The organism is Kitasatospora sp. NPDC059673, from assembly GCF_042734215.1.
Lineage (GTDB): Bacteria > Actinomycetota > Actinomycetes > Streptomycetales > Streptomycetaceae > Kitasatospora.
Window position 1 is genome coordinate 13,548 of record NZ_JBHWEN010000006.1, and the last position, 16,451, is coordinate 29,998.

17 protein-coding genes and 1 riboswitch are annotated in these 16,451 nt (G+C 73.5%); of the genes, 10 read left to right on the forward strand and 7 right to left on the reverse strand.

All coding sequences use genetic code 11. The features are described from left to right. Positions 1–109 precede the first annotated feature (109 nt). On the forward strand, positions 110–1,216 hold the full coding sequence (locus ACFV18_RS09420) for a polyprenyl synthetase family protein (protein WP_380481005.1): 1,107 nt from the start codon (positions 110–112) through the stop codon (positions 1,214–1,216). Between the two features lie 7 nt (positions 1,217–1,223). On the opposite strand, the gene ACFV18_RS09425 is transcribed toward ACFV18_RS09420, so the two are convergent. The 4 genes from ACFV18_RS09425 to ACFV18_RS09440 form a co-directional block, all read right to left on the reverse strand. Next, positions 1,224–1,853 (reverse strand): VanZ family protein, encoded by a 630-nt coding sequence (locus ACFV18_RS09425; RefSeq protein ID WP_380481007.1) that lies wholly within the window; start codon positions 1,851–1,853, stop codon positions 1,224–1,226. 435 nt (positions 1,854–2,288) lie between these two features. Beyond that, positions 2,289–2,924 carry a thiamine phosphate synthase gene (thiE, locus tag ACFV18_RS09430; protein WP_380481010.1) on the reverse strand — a complete coding sequence of 212 codons (636 nt, stop codon included), beginning with the start codon at positions 2,922–2,924 and terminating at the stop codon, positions 2,289–2,291. Then, positions 2,921–3,286, reverse strand: coding sequence for an Rv2175c family DNA-binding protein (locus tag ACFV18_RS09435; RefSeq protein WP_380481012.1), 366 nt, complete (start codon positions 3,284–3,286; stop codon positions 2,921–2,923). The genes thiE and ACFV18_RS09435 overlap by 4 nt, the downstream gene beginning before the upstream one ends. A 21-nt stretch (positions 3,287–3,307) precedes the next feature. Then, positions 3,308–4,513 carry an NAD(P)/FAD-dependent oxidoreductase gene (locus ACFV18_RS09440; protein ID WP_380481015.1) on the reverse strand — a complete coding sequence of 402 codons (1,206 nt, stop codon included), beginning with the start codon at positions 4,511–4,513 and terminating at the stop codon, positions 3,308–3,310. A 56-nt stretch (positions 4,514–4,569) separates the two neighbouring features. Then, positions 4,570–4,682: riboswitch (TPP riboswitch) on the forward strand. Between ACFV18_RS09440 and thiO the strand changes: the two genes are divergently transcribed. The 4 genes from thiO to pknB all read left to right on the forward strand — a co-directional run bounded on the left by thiO (position 4,677) and on the right by pknB (position 8,750). Next, positions 4,677–5,822: a glycine oxidase ThiO gene (thiO, locus tag ACFV18_RS09445; protein WP_380481017.1), complete on the forward strand. Its 1,146-nt coding sequence runs from the start codon at positions 4,677–4,679 to the stop codon at positions 5,820–5,822. It overlaps the preceding riboswitch by 6 nt. After that, complete coding sequence (gene thiS / locus ACFV18_RS09450) at positions 5,819–6,028, forward strand: sulfur carrier protein ThiS (RefSeq protein ID WP_380481019.1); 210 nt, start codon at positions 5,819–5,821, stop codon at positions 6,026–6,028. The genes thiO and thiS overlap by 4 nt, the downstream gene beginning before the upstream one ends. A gap of 1 nt (position 6,029) precedes the next feature. Beyond that, on the forward strand, positions 6,030–6,821 hold the full coding sequence (locus ACFV18_RS09455) for a thiazole synthase (protein ID WP_380481022.1): 792 nt from the start codon (positions 6,030–6,032) through the stop codon (positions 6,819–6,821). 195 nt (positions 6,822–7,016) lie between these two features. Next, complete coding sequence (gene pknB, locus ACFV18_RS09460) at positions 7,017–8,750, forward strand: Stk1 family PASTA domain-containing Ser/Thr kinase (protein WP_380481530.1); 1,734 nt, start codon at positions 7,017–7,019, stop codon at positions 8,748–8,750. 36 nt (positions 8,751–8,786) lie between these two features. Here pknB and ACFV18_RS09465 read toward each other — a convergent pair whose 3' ends face one another. Beyond that, positions 8,787–9,416 carry a sulfite oxidase-like oxidoreductase gene (locus ACFV18_RS09465; RefSeq protein WP_380481024.1) on the reverse strand — a complete coding sequence of 210 codons (630 nt, stop codon included), beginning with the start codon at positions 9,414–9,416 and terminating at the stop codon, positions 8,787–8,789. 301 nt (positions 9,417–9,717) lie between these two features. Between ACFV18_RS09465 and bfr the strand changes: the two genes are divergently transcribed. Further along, a complete protein-coding gene (bfr, locus tag ACFV18_RS09470) occupies positions 9,718–10,197 on the forward strand; it encodes a bacterioferritin (protein ID WP_380481026.1) in 480 nt (159 codons plus the stop codon). A 14-nt stretch (positions 10,198–10,211) separates the two neighbouring features. Here the strand turns inward: bfr and ACFV18_RS09475 are convergent, their stop codons facing one another. Continuing rightward, positions 10,212–10,445: a bacterioferritin-associated ferredoxin gene (locus ACFV18_RS09475; RefSeq protein ID WP_380481029.1), complete on the reverse strand. Its 234-nt coding sequence runs from the start codon at positions 10,443–10,445 to the stop codon at positions 10,212–10,214. 131 nt (positions 10,446–10,576) lie between these two features. Further along, entirely contained in the window at positions 10,577–11,908 is a 1,332-nt protein-coding gene (locus ACFV18_RS09480) for a class II 3-deoxy-7-phosphoheptulonate synthase (protein ID WP_380481032.1), read from the reverse strand. Between the two features lie 297 nt (positions 11,909–12,205). On the opposite strand from ACFV18_RS09480, the gene ACFV18_RS09485 reads away from it, so the two are divergent. From ACFV18_RS09485 to ACFV18_RS09500, 4 genes are all read left to right on the forward strand, one after another. Then, the gene (locus ACFV18_RS09485; protein ID WP_380481034.1) at positions 12,206–14,140 is read left to right on the forward strand and encodes an anthranilate synthase family protein; all 1,935 of its coding nucleotides are present in this window, start codon (positions 12,206–12,208) and stop codon (positions 14,138–14,140) included. Positions 14,141–14,239: 99 nt separating this feature from the next. Further along, the gene (locus ACFV18_RS09490) at positions 14,240–14,590 is read left to right on the forward strand and encodes a CU044_2847 family protein (protein WP_380481036.1); all 351 of its coding nucleotides are present in this window, start codon (positions 14,240–14,242) and stop codon (positions 14,588–14,590) included. Continuing rightward, entirely contained in the window at positions 14,587–15,477 is an 891-nt protein-coding gene (locus ACFV18_RS09495; protein ID WP_380481039.1) for a trypsin-like peptidase domain-containing protein, read from the forward strand. The genes ACFV18_RS09490 and ACFV18_RS09495 overlap by 4 nt, the downstream gene beginning before the upstream one ends. A gap of 33 nt (positions 15,478–15,510) precedes the next feature. Beyond that, positions 15,511–16,446 (forward strand): hypothetical protein, encoded by a 936-nt coding sequence (locus ACFV18_RS09500; protein WP_380481042.1) that lies wholly within the window; start codon positions 15,511–15,513, stop codon positions 16,444–16,446. The last annotated feature ends 5 nt before the right edge of the window (positions 16,447–16,451 follow it).

Below are 16,451 nucleotides of genomic sequence, written 5' to 3' on the forward strand. Positions count from 1 at the left end.
GTTGAGATTCCCGGGCGTGTCCCGGCGGTCCGGCCCGCACCTCGGCGGACGAGCGCACCCGGGCGGGGGCGTTAGTCTGACTGTCAGACCAATCTATCCGGAGTTCCAGGTGCCCTCCTCCATCCGTCTTCCCCGCAACCCCGTCGATGCGGAGGACGTGCGCGACCGCGTCAACGCCGCGCTGAGCGCGTTCATGGCCGAACGGACCGCCCTGCTCTCCGGCATCTCCGACCAGCTCGGTCCGGTCGCCGGGGCGCTGCGCGAGTTCCTGCTCGACGGCGGCAAGCGGCTGCGCCCGGCGTTCTGCTACTGGGGCTGGCGCGCGGCCGGCGGCGGCGCCGAGGAGCCCGGCATCGAACGGGCCGCGGCCGCCCTGGAGCTGCTCCAGGCCAGCGCCCTGGTGCACGACGACCTGATGGACCGCAGCGACACCCGCCGCGGCCTGCCGTCCGTGCACCGCCGGTTCGAGAACCTGCACCGGGCCAGCGGCTGGCGCGGCGACCGCGAGCAGTACGGCGCGTCCGCGGCGGTGCTGCTCGGCGACCTGCTGCTGATCTGGTGCGACGAGCTGTTCCAGCGCTCGGGGCTGCCCGCCGCCGCGGTGTCCGCCGCCAAGCCGGCGTTCGACCTGATGCGCACCGAGGTCATGCTCGGCCAGTACCTGGACGTGCTGGAGCCGGTAGCGGGCGACTCCACCGACGCCGACGCCCTGGACCGCGCCCGGACGGTGCTGCACTACAAGTCCGCGAAGTACACCATCGAACGCCCGCTCCAGGTCGGCGCGCTGCTGGCCGGCGCCGGCCCCGACCTGGTCGAGGCCCTCGGCAACTTCGGCCTGCCGCTGGGCGAGGCGTTCCAGCTCCGCGACGACCTGCTCGGCGTGTTCGGCGACCCGGCGGTCACCGGCAAGCCGGCCGGCGACGACCTGCGCGAGGGCAAGCGCACCCTGCTCGTCGCACACGCGATGCGCGGCCTGTCGGACCTCGACGCCAAGCACCTGGACACCCGGCTCGGCGCGCCCGACCTCACCGCGGCCGAGGTCGCCGAGCTGCGCGAGCTGATCTCCGCCAGCGGCGCCCCCGCGATCGTCGAGGCCCGCATCGACCAGCTGCTCGCCGAGGCACTGACCGCCCTGCACAACGCGCCGATCGCCGACGGCCCGACCCGCGAGGTGCTCCAGGCGCTGGCGGACGCGGCGACGGTACGCAAGTACTGACAGGCCGTCAGCGACGCCACCGGCGCCGGGACGCGAGAGCGGCCAGCCCCGCGCCGGCGGCGTTCAGCAGGACGTCGTCCACCGAGGACACCCGGTCCAGCCACAGCACGTACTGGGCGGTCTCCACCAGCACCGAACAGGCCGCGCCCAGCGCCAGCACCCGTGGCACCGAGGCCAGCGCGCGGAAGCGGATCGGCGCGAAGCAGCCGAGCGACGCGAACACCAGCAGGTTGCCGACGATCTGCACCGTCGCGGTCACCGGCGGCCCCTCGGCGAGGATCGCGCACACGTCCCGCAGCGGCAGCAGGCTGACCCGGCGGGGCACGACCCCCGCCCCGGGGCCCGGCAGCATGATCATCCAGACCCACGGCACCGTCCCGTGCACCATCGCGACCTCGGCGAACGCCCGCCGCCAAGCCCCGCCGCCGCCCCGGCGCCGGGCCAGCACCCATATCAGCGCGGCCGACAGCGGCAGCGCGACCAGCGTCCAGAACACCACCCCGTTGACGGTGCCGAACCAGGGCTCCCACCCGGCGCGACGGTGCAGCGGCCGCTGCACGACGAAGGCAACGGCCACCACGAGAAGGCCGACCGGCACGAGCAACACGATCCGGCGGGCGCGGAGTACGGGGTTCACGACTCCACGGAGGACGCCGAGCCCCTTCGCGGTTCCCGCATGGCGCCGCCGCGCACGGCACGATCGCCGGACCGGACGGGCGTCAACCCCCCGGCGGCCGGCCGGTCGGACCGGCTTCACCGCACTCCGCCTCGGGAACCCGGACCAGCCCCTCGGCGCAGCCGGCCGGGGAATCGGCTCGGACAGCCGGCCGGGTGCCACTGCCGAGCCTCCCCGCCCGCCCGCCCGCACCACCGGACGGGCGGCACGCGAACGACCACCGTCCGATCAGCACCGGCCCACGCACCCACCGCCGCCCGGCGGAGCCTCGCCGCAGGCGGGCGGGCGAGGCGCTACCGCAGCCGGACGGTCGGCACGCGAACGACCACCGTCCAATCGGCACCGCCCACGCGCCCACCACCGCCCGGCAGGCGCCGCAGGCGGGCGGGCCAGGGGCTACCGCAGCCTGGCCGCGAGGTGTGCCGCCGCCGCGCCCGGGTCCTCGGCCGCCGTGAGGGCGCGGACGACCACGATGCGGGTGGCGCCGGCCTCAAGCACCTGGTCGAGGTTGGTCCGGTCGATGCCGCCGATCGCGAACCACGGCCGGGTCGGCTCGGCCGCAGCCGCGTAGCGGACCAGGTCGAGGCCGGGGGCGTGGCGGCCGGGCTTGGTGGGCGTGGGCCAGACCGGGCCGGTGCAGAAGTAGTCGACGCCGGGCTCGGTGATCGCCGCGTCCACCTCGGCCTCGGCGTGGCAGGAGCGGCCGATCAGCACGTCCTCGCCGAGGATGGCCCGGGCCACGGCCACCGGGAGGTCGTCCTGCCCGAGGTGCAGCACGTCGGGGCGGGCGCCGTACGCGACGTCGGCGCGGTCGTTGACGGCCAGCAGCTTGCCGTGGCGCTTGGCCGCGTCCGCGAAGACCTCCAGGTATTCGAGTTCCTGGCGGGCCTCCAGGTTCTTGTCCCGGAGCTGGACGATGTCGACGCCGCCGGCCAGCACGGCGTCCAGGAAGTCGGCCAGGTCGCCCTGCTCGCGCCGGGCGTCGGTGCACAGGTAGAGCCTGGCGTCGGCGAGCTGTTGACGGGGCGTCACAGCGCCAGGGCCTGGGCGCGGCGCTTGACCTCGGTGGCGCGGTTCTCGCGCAGGGCCTGGATCGGGCTGCCGGGCAGCGACGGGTCCTCGGTGAACATCCACTCCAGGATCTCCTGGTCGGAGAAGCCGCAGTCGCGGAGCACCGTGAGGGTGCCGACCAGGTGCTTGACCGGGCCGTCGTCCTCGATGAAGTCGGCGGGCACCTGGAGGGACTTGTTCGGGCCGCGGCGGACGGCCAGCAGGGTGCCGTTCTTCACCATGGCGCGGACCTCGGTGATCACCACGCCCCACCGCTCGGAGATGTCGGGCAGGTACAGCCACGCAGGGACCAGGGCGTCAGTCTTGGGATCGATCTCGCTCACGGCACCCAGCCTACCCACCCGCTACCCGACGGCCGCCTTCAGTTGGACGGCCGGGTCGGCGGCGAGCGCCGGATCGAGCACCGTGCCGCGTTCGATCAGGCGGCGGCCCTGCGCCAGGTCGCGCGGCCGGTCCACGGCAAGCAGCGCGACCAGCGCGCCCTCGCGCAGCCACAGCACCGTCCAGTCGCGCGCCGACGGGGAGCCGCGCCACAGCAGGTGGTCGGCCCCGGCGTGCCGGCCCGCGTACTGCACCATGCGGTCGAACTGCTCGGACCAGAAGTACGGGACGGGGTCGTAGGGCGCGTCCAGGGCGCCGAGCACGGAGGCGGCGACGGCGCTGCCGGAGTGCAGGGCGTGGTCCCAGTGCTGGACGGCCAGCCGGGTGCCGAACCGGGCGGACGGGTAGGAGACGCAGTCGCCGACCGCCCAGACGCCGGGCAGCGCGGTGCGCAGCCGGTCGTCCACCGGAATGGTGCCGTCGGGGTCGAGGGCGAGCGGGCTGTCGGCGAGCCAGCCGGTGGCGGGCCGGGCGCCGATGCCGACCACCACCTCGTCGGCGGGCAGGTGGGTGCCGTCGGCGAGCAGCACCCCGCCGTCGGCGGCGCCGGCGACGCCGACCCCGCAGCGCAGCTCGACGCCGGCGGCGGCGTACCACTCGGCCATCAGCGCGCCGATCTCGCCGGGCAGCGCCCCGGCCAGCGGGGTGGCGGCGGCCTCGACGACGGTGACCTGGCAGCCCAGGGCGCGGGCGACGGTGGCGGTCTCGGCACCGATCCAGCCGGCGCCGACCAGCACGATCCGCCGGCCGGGGGTGAGTGCGGCGCGCAGCGCGTGCGCGTCGTCGACGGTGCGCAGGGTGCGGGCGCCGGGCAGGCCGGGCAGCGTGCGCGGGTCGGCGCCGGTGGCGATCACCAGGGCGCCGTAAGGGAGTTCGCCGCGGTCGGTGTGCAGCACGCCGGCGTTCAGGCCGGTGGCGCGGTGGCCGGTGAGCAGTTCGACGCCGAGTTCGGTCCAGTCGATCTCGAAAGCGGTGGCGTCGGCCTTGCCGAGCAGCACGTCCTTGGACAGCGGCGGTCGGTCGTACGGGAGGTGGAGTTCCTCGCCGACCAGGGTGATCGCGCCCTGCCAGCCTCCCTGGCGCAGGTTCAGGGCGGCCTGTGCGCCCGCCATGCCCGCCCCGACCACGACGACCCGGTCCGTTGCCCTCAGCTCAGCCACGGCGTCCACCCTAACCGCCCGTACGCCCCTGCGGGCGGGGGTGGGCCCGGCGTTAAAGTGGAGGGACTGACTATCACGGGAGCCCGGCGCACCGGGCTGAGAGGCGGGCTGTGGCGGCCCGCGACCGTCCGAACCTGATCCGGGTCATGCCGGCGAAGGGAGAAGAAGCGCTGTGGCACATTCCGACGTGCTGGTGATCGGCGGCGGCATCATCGGCCTCGGCGTCGCCTGGCGTACCGCGCAGCGCGGGCTGAGCGTCGCGGTGGTGGACCCGTCGCCGGGCGGCGGGGCGGCCCAGGTCGCCGCGGGCATGCTCGCACCGGTCACCGAACTCCAGTACGGCGAGGAGCCGTTGCTGCGCCTGGGCATGGCGTCCAACGAGCGCTACGGCGCGTTCGCCGCCGAGCTGACCGAGCTGACCGGCCTGGACACCGGCTACCGCCGCACCGGCACGCTGGCCGTCGCACTGGACTCCGACGACCGCGAGGAGCTGCGCGAACTGCACGCCTTCCACGGCCGGTTGGGCCTGGAGTCGCAGTGGCTGACCGGCCGGGAGTGCCGCCGACTGGAGCCGATGCTCGCGCCGGGCATCCGCGGCGGCCTGCACGTCGCCGAGGATCACCAGGTGGACGGCCGCCGCCTCGCCGCCGCGCTGGTCGCGGCCTGCAAGCTGCTCGGCGTCGCCTTCCATCGCACCCAGGCCGCCGAGCTGGTGACGGATGGCGAACGAGCACTCGGCGTGCGCCTGTTGACCGGCGAGCAGCTGACGGCCGGTCGGACGGTGCTGGCGGCCGGCTCCCGCAGCCACCTGCTGCCGGGCCTGCCGGACGGAGTGCTGCCCGCGATCCGCCCGGTGAAGGGGCAGGTGCTGCGGCTGCGCGTCCCGAAGCTGTACGCGCCGTTCCTGTCCCGCAATGTGCGCGCCGTGGTACGCGGGCAGCACCTGTACCTGGTACCGCGCGCCGACGGCGAGTTGGTGATCGGCGCGACCACCGAGGAGATGGGCCACGACACCACCGTCACCGCGGGCGGCGTGTACGAGCTGCTCCGGGACGCGCACGAACTCGTACCCGGCATCACCGAGTTGCCGCTGGTGGAGACGGGCGCGGGCCTGCGGCCGGGCTCCCCCGACAACGCGCCGCTGCTCGGCCCGACCGCGCTGCCCGGCCTGGCCGCCGCCACCGGGCACTACCGCAACGGCGTGCTGCTCACCCCCGTCACCGCCGACCTGCTCGCCGACTACCTGGCCACCGGCGAACTCGACCCGCTGGCCGCCGACTTCACCCCCGACCGCTTCCGCACCGAGGTGCCCGCATGAACACCGTCGCCCTGACCGTCAACGGCGAACCCCGCACGCTGCCCGCCGCCACCACCCTGGACGTGCTGGTCGCCGAGGTGTCCGCCGCCAACACCGGCGTCGCCGCCGCCGTCAACGAGGCCGTGGTACCGCGCAGTTCGTGGCCCGCAACGGCGCTCGGCGAGGGCGACCGGGTGGAGATCCTCACCGCCGTACAGGGAGGCTGAGATGGCCGACGACCTGCTGACCATCGGCGACACCACCTTCACCTCCCGCCTGATCATGGGCACCGGCGGCGCACCCAGCCTGGAGGTGCTGGAGCAGGCGCTGCGGGTCTCCGGCACCGAACTGACCACGGTGGCGATGCGCCGGGTCAACACCGCCACCCAGGGCTCGGTGCTGGAGGTGCTGGCCCGCAACGGGATCCGGATCCTCCCGAACACGGCCGGCTGCTACACCGCCGGCGAGGCCGTGCTCACCGCCCGCCTGGCCCGCGAGGCGCTCGGCACCGACTGGGTGAAGCTGGAGGTGATCGCCGACGAGCGCACCCTGCTGCCCGACCCGATCGAACTCCTGGACGCCGCCGAGACCTTGGTGGACGACGGCTTCACCGTGCTGCCGTACACCAACGACGACCCGGTGCTGGCCCGCAAGCTGGAGGACGTCGGCTGCGCGGCGATCATGCCGCTCGGCTCGCCGATCGGCTCCGGCCTGGGCATCCGCAACCCGCACAACTTCCAGCTGATCGTGGAGTCCGCGAACGTCCCGGTGGTCCTCGACGCGGGCGCCGGCACCGCCAGCGACGTCGCCCTGGCGATGGAACTCGGCTGCTCCGCCGTGATGCTGGCCTCCGCCGTGACCCGCGCCCAGGATCCCGTGCTGATGGCCGACGCGATGCGCCGCGCCGTCGAGGCCGGCCGCCTCGCCCACCGGGCCGGCCGGATCCCGCGCCGCTACTACGCCGAGGCCTCCTCCCCCACCACGGGCCTGGCCGACACCCGCGAGCGCCCGGCGTTCTGACGACGGGTTCCCCGCCGTGTCCCGGTTCGGAAACGGTCCGCCCCACGACCGCTCCCGCACCCGGGCACGGACTGCAACTGGCGCTGCGGCTCGCGTTGCTGATGCTCTTCCCGCCGCGCATCCCCTGGTGACCGGCCCGACACCGGGCCCCTGCCCGTCGGTGGCCGGTGTGGCCCCTAGACTCCTCGGGTGGACATGACCATAGGCGACCCCCTGCTCGGCGTGCTGCTCGACGGGCGCTACCGGGTCGAGCAGCGGATCGCCGTCGGCGGCATGTCGACCGTCTACCGCGGCACCGACACCCGGCTCGACCGTGCCGTCGCGCTGAAGGTGATGCACCCTTCGCTGGCGGGCGACGCCGACTTCACGGCGCGTTTCATCCGCGAGGCGAAGGCGGTGGCCCGGCTCGCGCACCCCAACGTGGTCAACGTGCTGGACCAGGGCGCGGATCCGCGCGCGGTGTTCATGGCGATGGAGTATGTCCCCGGCCGCACCCTGCGCGACCTGCTGCGCGATCGCGGCGCGCTCTCGGCGCGGGCCGCGCTGGACATCCTGGAGCCGGTGCTGGCGGCGCTCGGCGCGGCGCACCGGGCGGGTCTGGTGCACCGGGACGTGAAGCCGGAGAACGTGCTGATCACCGACAACGGCATGGTGAAGGTCGCGGACTTCGGCCTGGTCCGGATCATGGGCGCCGCCGACTCCGGCGCCACCGCCGCCACCGAGGCGGGCCAACTGCTCGGCACCGTCTCGTACCTGGCCCCGGAGCAGATCCGCCAGGACGCGGCCACCGACCAGCGGGTGGACGTCTACGCGGCAGGCATCCTGCTGTACGAGATGCTGACCGGCAGCAAGCCGCACACCGGCGAGAACGCCGCCCAGGTGATGTACCGCCACCTGCACGAGGACGTCCCCGCGCCGTCCCGCACCGCCCCCGCCGTCGGCCCGGAGCTGGACGCGCTGGTCGCCGCCGCCACCGCCCGTGACCCGCAGGCCCGGCCGTGGGACGCGGTGGAGCTGCTGGCGGCCGTCCAGCGGGTGCGCCGGACGCTGCCGCCCGGGCAGTTGGACGCCGAGCCGCCCGCGTCGAGCCGGCCCACCCCGCAGTTCGGCCCGGGCGAGGCGACCGCGGTGATCAGCGCCCCGCCCGGCCTGGAGCGCACCAGCGTGCTGGACGTCCCGCCGGAGCTGCTGCCGCCGATCCGGCCGGTGGACGAGGAGGACCTCCCCCCGCGCCGCCGCCGCACCGCGCGCCCGCGCAGCCGCATGCCGCTGATCTGGTCGGCGGTGGCGCTCGCGGTGGTGCTGCTGGTCGGCGGCGTGACGTACACGCTGTCCAGCGCCGTGTACGCGACGGTGCCGAGTGTGCTGGGGCAGAGCCGGCAGCAGGCCGTCACCGTGCTGGACAAGCAGGGCCTGCACGGCACGTTCAGCGAGCAGTTCAGCGAGTCGGTGCAGGCCGGGCAGGTGATCTCCACCGATCCGGGGGTGGGCGCCAAGGTCCGCAAGAGCGACGCGGTGAAGGTGGTCGTCTCGCGCGGCCCGGAGCGGGTGCCGGTGCCGGACGTGGCGAACCGTCCGCTGGCCGAGGCGTCCAAGGCGCTGACCGCCGCCCGGCTGACGGCGGGCACCACCACCGAGCAGTTCAGCGACGCGGTGCCGAAGGGCGTGGTGATCTCCACCAGCCCGGCGCCCGGCACGGCGCTGGCCCCGAACTCGCCGGTGGCGCTGACGGTTTCCAAGGGCATGCGCCCGGTGCCGGATGTCACCGGGATGTCCAAGGACGACGCGGCGAAGGCGTTGCAGGACGCGGGATTCACCGCGCAGGTGGCCGGTCTGCTGCCGTTCGGCAAGGTGACGGAGCAGTCCCCGGCGGCGGGGACTCCGCGCCCGCAGGGCTCGACGGTGACCATCACCATCAGCCTGTTCTGAGCCCCGCAGCCTGTTCTGAGCCCCGCCCGCCGGGGTTCAGCGCAGCGGGCCGTCGCCGTCCTGCTCCTGGTAGGAGTAGCGCTGCTCCTGCCACGGGTCGGCCCGGTTGTGGTAGCCGCGTTCCTCCCAGAAGCCGCGGCGGTCGGCGCGCATGTACTCGACGGCGCGCACCCACTTGGGGCCCTTCCAGGCGTACAGGTGCGGCACCACCAGGCGGACGGGGAAGCCGTGTTCGAGGGTGAGCGGCTGCCCGTCGTGGTGGGTGGCGAAGAGCGTCGCGGGGTCGGCGAAGTCGGCGAGCCGCAGGTTGGCGCTGTAGCCGAACTCGGCCCACACCATCACGTGGGTGACGCGCGGGTCGGGCGGGACCAGGTCGAGCACCGTCCGGGCGGCGACACCGCACCACTCGTTGTCGAGCATGGAGAACTTGGTGACGCAGTGGAAGTCGCCGCGGACGGTCACCTTGGGCAGCGCGTGGAAGGCGGCGAAGTCCCACCTGGCCTTCTCCGCGTCCGCGGTCGCCCCGAACACCTGGAAGTCCCAGCTGTCCGGCTTGAACCGGGGCACCGGCCCGTAGTGCAGAACGGGCCAGCCGCGCTGCCGGCGCTGGCCCGGCGGGAGCCTCGGGTCAGACGGCGGCGGCTGTTCCGATTGGTGCTGACCCATGGCTCCATGGTGACAGACGGCGCTCGGCAAACCATGCGCGCCCCTGCCGCGCGCCCCTCCCGGAACGCATTCCGGCGGAGGGGGGCAACACGAAGCGAATCCGCGCAGACGTTCGGGCCAGATACCTCCGGACGGTCCAATCCGCTTGGCATCCACGCAGGTCAGCGAATTACCGAGCCGGAGGAAACGCCGATTCCCGGCCGCCCGGTAAGCGTGAACTTACTGGAAGTGAACCCGACCGGCTGCCACGATGCGGGCAAACCCGGCACCGGCCGGAATTGACGAGTCAGGAAGGCAGGCCATGCAGGGAGATCCCGAGGTCGTCGAGTTCCTCAACGAGCAGCTGACCGCCGAACTCACCGCGATCAACCAGTACTTCCTGCACGCGAAGATGCAGGAGAACAACGGCTGGACCAAGCTCGCCAAGTACACCCGGCACGAGTCCTTCGACGAGATGAAGCACGCCGAGACACTCACCGACCGGATCCTGTTCCTGGAGGGCCTGCCGAACTACCAGCGGCTGTTCCACGTCCGGGTCGGGCAGACCGTCAAGGAGATGTTCGAGGCCGACCGGCAGGTCGAACTGGAGGCGATCGACCGCCTCAAGCGCGGGATCGTGGTGATGCGCGCCAAGAACGACGTCACCTCGGCGAACATCTTCGAGGACATCCTGGCCGACGAGGAACACCACATCGACTACCTGGACACCCAGCTGGAACTGCTGGACAAGCTCGGCGAGGCGCTCTACCTCGCGCAGCTGATCGAACAGCCGGAGACCTGAGCCGACCGAGCCGGTCAGGCGGCCTGCGGGGCGGCCGGCCCGGCCAGGCCCAGCCGCTCGGCCAACCGGGCCGTCGGGCACGGGCGGGCGCCGTGCTCGCCGAGCAGCGCCTGGATGCGCCGCACGCAGGAACCGCAGTCGGTGCCGGCCTTGCAGCCCCGGGCTATCTGACGCGGGGTGGTGGCACCCTCGTCGATCTCCTGCTTGACCCGGGCCTCGGTGACCGCATGGCACATGCACACGTACATGTGCGGCCCCTTCCGTGCTCGGCGTTGTTTACTGAGCCTTACCTTACTCGATGCTTCGGACACGAAGAAGGCCCCTCCGCCTCGGATCACCCGAAAACGGAGGGGCCTTCGTCACACCGGCCGGCCGGGGCCTACTGGTTGCGGTACATCTCCGCGACCAGGAACGCCAGGTCCAGCGACTGGCTGCGGTTGAGCCGCGGGTCGCAGGCCGTCTCGTAGCGCTGGTGCAGGTCGTCGACCAGCACCTCGTCGCCGCCGCCGACGCACTCGGTGACGTCGTCGCCGGTCAGCTCCATGTGGATGCCGCCCGGGTGGGTGCCGAGCGCGCGGTGCACCTCGAAGAAGCCCTTGACCTCGTCCAGCACGTCGTCGAAGTTGCGGGTCTTGTGGCCGCTGGACGCCTCGAAGGTGTTGCCGTGCATCGGGTCGCTGATCCACACCACCTGGGCGCCGGACGCGGTGACCTTCTCCACCAGGGTGGGCAGGTGGTCGCGGATCTTGCCCGCGCCCATCCGGGTGATGAAGGTGAGGCGGCCGGGCTCGCGGTCCGGGTCCAGCCGGTCGATCAGGGTGAGCGCCTCGTCGACCGTGGTGGTCGGGCCGAGCTTCACCCCGATCGGGTTGCGGATCTTCGAGGCGAACTCGATGTGCGCGTGGTCCAGCTGGCGGGTGCGCTCACCGATCCACACCATGTGGCCGGAGACGTCGTACAGGTCGCCGGTGCGCGAGTCGGTGCGGGTCAGCGCCGTCTCGTAGTCCAGGATCAGCGCCTCGTGCGAGGAGAAGAACTCGACCGTCTTGAACTCCTCCGGGGCCACCCCGCAGGCGTTCATGAAGGCCAGCGCCTGGTCGATCTCCCGGGCCAGCTGCTCGTAGCGCTGACCGGCCGGGGAGTTGCGCACGAAGTCCTGGTTCCAGGCGTGCACCTGGCGCAGGTCGGCGTAACCACCGGTGGTGAAGGCGCGCACCAGGTTCAGCGTCGAGGCGGAGGCGTTGTACATCCGCTTCAGGCGCTCCGGGTCCGGGATCCGCGACTCGGGGGTGAACTCGAAGCCGTTCACCGAGTCGCCGCGGTACACCGGCAGCGTCACGCCGTCACGGGTCTCGGTGCTCTTCGAACGCGGCTTGGAGTACTGGCCGGCGATCCGGCCGACCTTCACCACCGGCACGGAGGCGGCGTAGGTGAGCACCGCGGCCATCTGGAGCAGGGTCTTCAGCTTGTTGCGGATCTGGTCGGCCGACACGGCGTCGAACGCCTCGGCGCAGTCACCGCCCTGCAGCAGGAAGGCCTCACCACGCGCGACGGCGCCGAGCCGGGCGCGCAGCTGGTCGCACTCGCCGGCGAAGACGAGCGGCGGATAGGAGGCAAGCTCCGCAAGGGTCTTGCGCAGAGCCTCTTGGTCCGGCCATTCAGGCTGCTGCGCCGCGGGCAGGGACTGCCAGGTGTGGTTAGTCACGGTCACAGGAGCAAGGCTACGGGTTTGTCCCAGCCGTCTGGGGACGCCGCCCGGTGGGTGAGACAGCTTGTGGACATCGCCCCGGGCGTCCGGCCGGTGGGCTATGGTCTGCTCCGTGACCGCGACGCACACCTTCTCCTGGTGGTGGGCCTGCCCGTTGGGCGGCCCACGGATCGCGCGTCCCTAGAGACGAACGACGGCCGCCCTTCGGGGCGGCCGTCGGCGTCTGTGTCCAGCGTCACGGCCCTCCCCGGAGGCGGCGGCAGAAACCCGCAGCCAACTCCCGGAAGGAACACCGCAGTCGTGACCACCACCGCAGCCGCCCTGCTCGCCCGGCTCACCGCGCCCGGCGCCCCCGCCTTCGCCCTGCTGCACCGCCGCGCGCCCCGGCTTACGCCCGACACCGTCGAGCTGCTGCTCGGCACCGTCTCCGAGCACGACACGCTGGCCGAACTGCCGGTCCCGCTCGGCGTGCCCGCCGACGGGCCCCGGCACGACCTGCTCGCCCTGGTCCCCTACGCCCAGCTGCGCGAACGCGGCTTCGCCGCCCGCCAGGACGGCACCCCGCTGCGCGCCCTGGCCGTCGAGGAGCAGCACGCGCTGCCGCTGGCCGAGCTGCTGGCGGCGCTGCCGGACGCGCCGGTCGAGCTGCGTGGCGGGGAGTTCGACATCGCGGACGAGGAGTACGCCGGGATCGTCCGGCGGGTGATCGAGGACGAGATCGGGCGCGGCGAGGGCGCCAACTTCGTGATCCGGCGCGACTTCCGGGCCGAGCTGGCGGGCTTCTCCACCGCCACCGCGCTGACCCTGTTCCGGCGGCTGCTGGAGCACGAACGCGGCGCCTACTGGACGTTCCTGGTGCACACCGGCGACCGGGTGCTGGTCGGCGCGTCCCCCGAGGTCCACGTCCGGCAGTCCGGCGGCACCGTGGTGATGAACCCGATCTCCGGCACCTACCGCTATCCGTCAACCGGGCCGACCGCCGAATCCCTCCTCGAATTCCTGCGCGACCCCAAGGAGTTGGAGGAGCTCACCATGGTGGTCGACGAGGAGCTGAAGATGATGTGCGCGGTCGGCGACCTCGGCGGGCAGGTGCTCGGGCCGCGGCTGAAGGAGATGGCGCACCTCGCGCACACCGAGTACGAACTGCGCGGCCGCACCTCGCTGGACGTCCGGGAGGTGCTGCGGGAGACCATGTTCGCCGCCACCGTCACCGGCAGCCCCGTGCAGAACGCCACCCGGGTCATCGACCGGTACGAGCGCGGCGGGCGCGGCTACTACTCGGGCGCACTGGCGCTGATCGGGCGCTCCGCCGGCGGCGGCCAGCAGCTGGACTCGCCGATCTGCATCCGGGCCGCCGACATCGACCCCGCCGACGGCTCGCTGGTGGTCCGGGTCGGCGCCACCCTGGTCCGGCACTCCGACCCGTACTCGGAGGTCGCCGAGACGCACGCCAAGGCCGCCGGCGTGCTCTCCGCGATCGGCGCCCGCCCGGCCGGGTCGGCGAAGGCCGCCGCCCGGCCCCGGCTCGCCGAGGACCACCGGGTGCAGGCCGCGCTGGGCTCCCGGCGGGCCGGGCTCGCCCCGTTCTGGCTGCGGATGCAGCAGCCCGCCGAGCCCCGCCCCGGCGCCCACGCGCTGGTGATCGACGGCGAGGACACCTTCACCGCGATGCTCGCCCACCTGCTGCGCTCGCTCGGCCACACCGTCACCGTGCTGCGCCACGACACGCCCGGGCTGCGCGAACGGGCCACCACCCACCCCGGCCCGCTGGTGCTCGGCCCCGGCCCCGGCGACCCCGCCGACCCGGCCGACCCGAAGATGGCGCTGCTGCGCCCGATCGTCGCCGACGCGCTGGCCGCCGCCCGGGACGGCTCCCGGACCGCCCCGCTGCTGGCGGTCTGCCTCAGCCACCAGCTGCTCTCCGCCCGGCTCGGCCTGCCGCTGGCCCGCAAGGCCGTGCCGTACCAGGGCGCGCAGGAGGCGATCGACCTGTTCGGCGTCCGCCGCACCGTGGGCTTCTACAACACCTTCACCGCCCGCTGCGACGACGCGGCGGCGCAGCGGCTGGCCGCCGAGGGCATCGAGGTGGCCCGCGATCCGCGCACCGGGGACGTGCACGCGCTGCGCGGGCCGGGCTTCGCGGGGCTGCAGTTCCACCCCGAGTCGGTGCTGACCAGGGACGGTGTGGAGATCGTCTCCGAACTGCTGGGCGCCGTCCCGGCAGTGCACGGCTGACTCACCCGCCCCAACCGCCACGAACCCTTAAAACGCATAGTACGAAGCGGAGTTGACTGATATTCATATCCTGCTTCGCGAGCGGGAATGGAGGGGGACATGGCGCATTCGGCAGAACACGACACAGTGGAGATCGTCCTCGACGACGGCACCGTCCTGCACGCGGCCGTCCGCGCGGGCTCCCAGCCGACGGCCGGGGACGCGGGGGCGGTCTCCAGGGCAGTGACGCACAGCCTGGGCGAGGTGCGGCGGACGGTCCGCGCGGTGGGCCGCTGGGCCCGGGACACCGCGCGGGAGGCCGGCGACCCGGACTCCTTCGAGGTGGAGTTCGGGCTCACCCTGGGCGTGAAATCCGGCCAGTTGATCAGCGTACTTGCGGAGGCGTCCGGCGAGGCCAGCCTGGTGGTACGGCTGGGCTGGTCGCGCCCGGACGATCGCCCCGCCGAGTGACGGCGCACGGCGCACCGGCCGCCGCGCTCTGGCTGGCCGGGCCGGACGGGGAGTTCCTCGGCAGCGGCTTCCACCTGGGCGCGGGCCGGGTGATCAGCTGCGCCCACGTGGTGGCCGGGTGTTCGACGCTCACGGCGCACCACGCCGGCGCCGCACACCCGGCCCGGGTGCTGCTGCTGGCCCCGCCCGAACGCCCGCCGGGCGCGGCCGTGCACCCGCCGCCGGACCTGGCGGTGCTGGACGTCCCGGGCCTGGTGGGCGCACCGGCGGTGCCGGTCGCCGACCGGGACATCGCGAACGGCGCCGCCGCGCTGGTGCACGGCTTCGCGGTGAACGAGCTGACCCGCGAGGTCGGCCCGGAGTCCGCCCAGCTGACCGTGGCGGGCCCCTCCGGGCTCGGCCTGCGCGTACAACTCGGCTCGATCCCGTTCGGGTTGAGCGGCAGCATGGTGATCGACGGGACCGGCCGGGTGGTCGGCATGGTGAAGGCCACCGCGCACAGCTCCGACACCAGGGGCGGCTGGATCACCCCGGTGTCCGTGCTGCTGCCGCTGCTCGGCGAGCGCCCGCCCGCACCGCCGCCCCGGAAGGTCACCGCCCAGGCCTGCGCCCGGCTGCTGGCCGACGTGCCGCTGCTCCAGGATCCGCCGGCCCGCCTGGGGCTGATCCAGTACGTCAACGCGGAACTCGGCCCGACGGCGGAGATCAGAGTCCCCTACCACGGGCATGCATTCCTGCACCTGAGCGGCATCGCCGCTGCCTGCCTGAACCACCGCGACCCGACCACCGCCCTGCGCGCCCTGCTGGACGCCGCGTTCACCATGTGCGGACCGCAACAGGCGCTCGACGACCTCGGAAGACTGCTGCACATCGACCCGGAGGGGTGAGGGATGGACCGCTGCACCAGGGAGACCCGCCACATGTTGCAGCGCATCCTGTCGGGCTGGCACGAACTCGCCCTGTCGCTGCCCCAGTTGGAACAGCACCTCGCCGAACAGACCGACTACGTCGTCCAGGTGCACCACGACGGCCTCCCGCACTCCGCCCGCCGGATCGCCAAGTACCTGGCCGAGGACCACGCCCAGCCCGCCGCCGCGATCAGCCACCTGTACGACTGGCTGACCGACGCCTTCGGCTCCCAACTGCGCGGCGACTGGGTACGGTTCCTCGGCCGGGTGCAGGACGCCCGGGGGCTGACGATGGACCAGCGGGCCGACTTCGTGGTGATCGCCCAGGTGCTGTGCTTCCCGACGCCACCGTCGGAGCGCGCCACCGGCCTGGAACTGCTCGGCCTGGCCGAACGGGCCCTGGCCGGCGGCAGTCCCACCGTGCTGCTTCTCGAAATCGACCGGGTCGAGGCGCAGTTGGCCCAGCAGGCCCGGACCGCGGTGGACCGCTCACGCCGCTACGTCCAGCGTGTGCCGCCCCCGCCGCCCCGCCCCTGGCTGGTGGTGGCGGTCGCCGTGGCGCTGCTGGCCCTGGCGGGCGGGCTGGCGGCCCTGCTGGTGGACGGGGGGCCGGCGCCGCTGCCCGACCGGGAGGTGAGCTGGGACCCGGCCGTCGTACAGCCGGGTAGCGCGTCCTCCGCGAAAGTGAACGTCCCGGCGGGGGCGCACCGCCTGGTGGCGAACATCCAGTTGACGGATCCGCACCCGAACACCGGCAGCTGCGGCGACCTGCACGTCGCCCTCTCCACCGATCGGGAGGGAACTCCCACCGGTTGGCAGGACCCGGGCGTCCCGCTGTCCGTCACGGTGCCGCCCGGCCACACCGATCTGACCATCTACCTGCATCTGGAGGCCCCCGGCGGCTGTGAGCGGCACATAGACACCCAGCGCGTCGAGTTCGAACGATAGGAGGT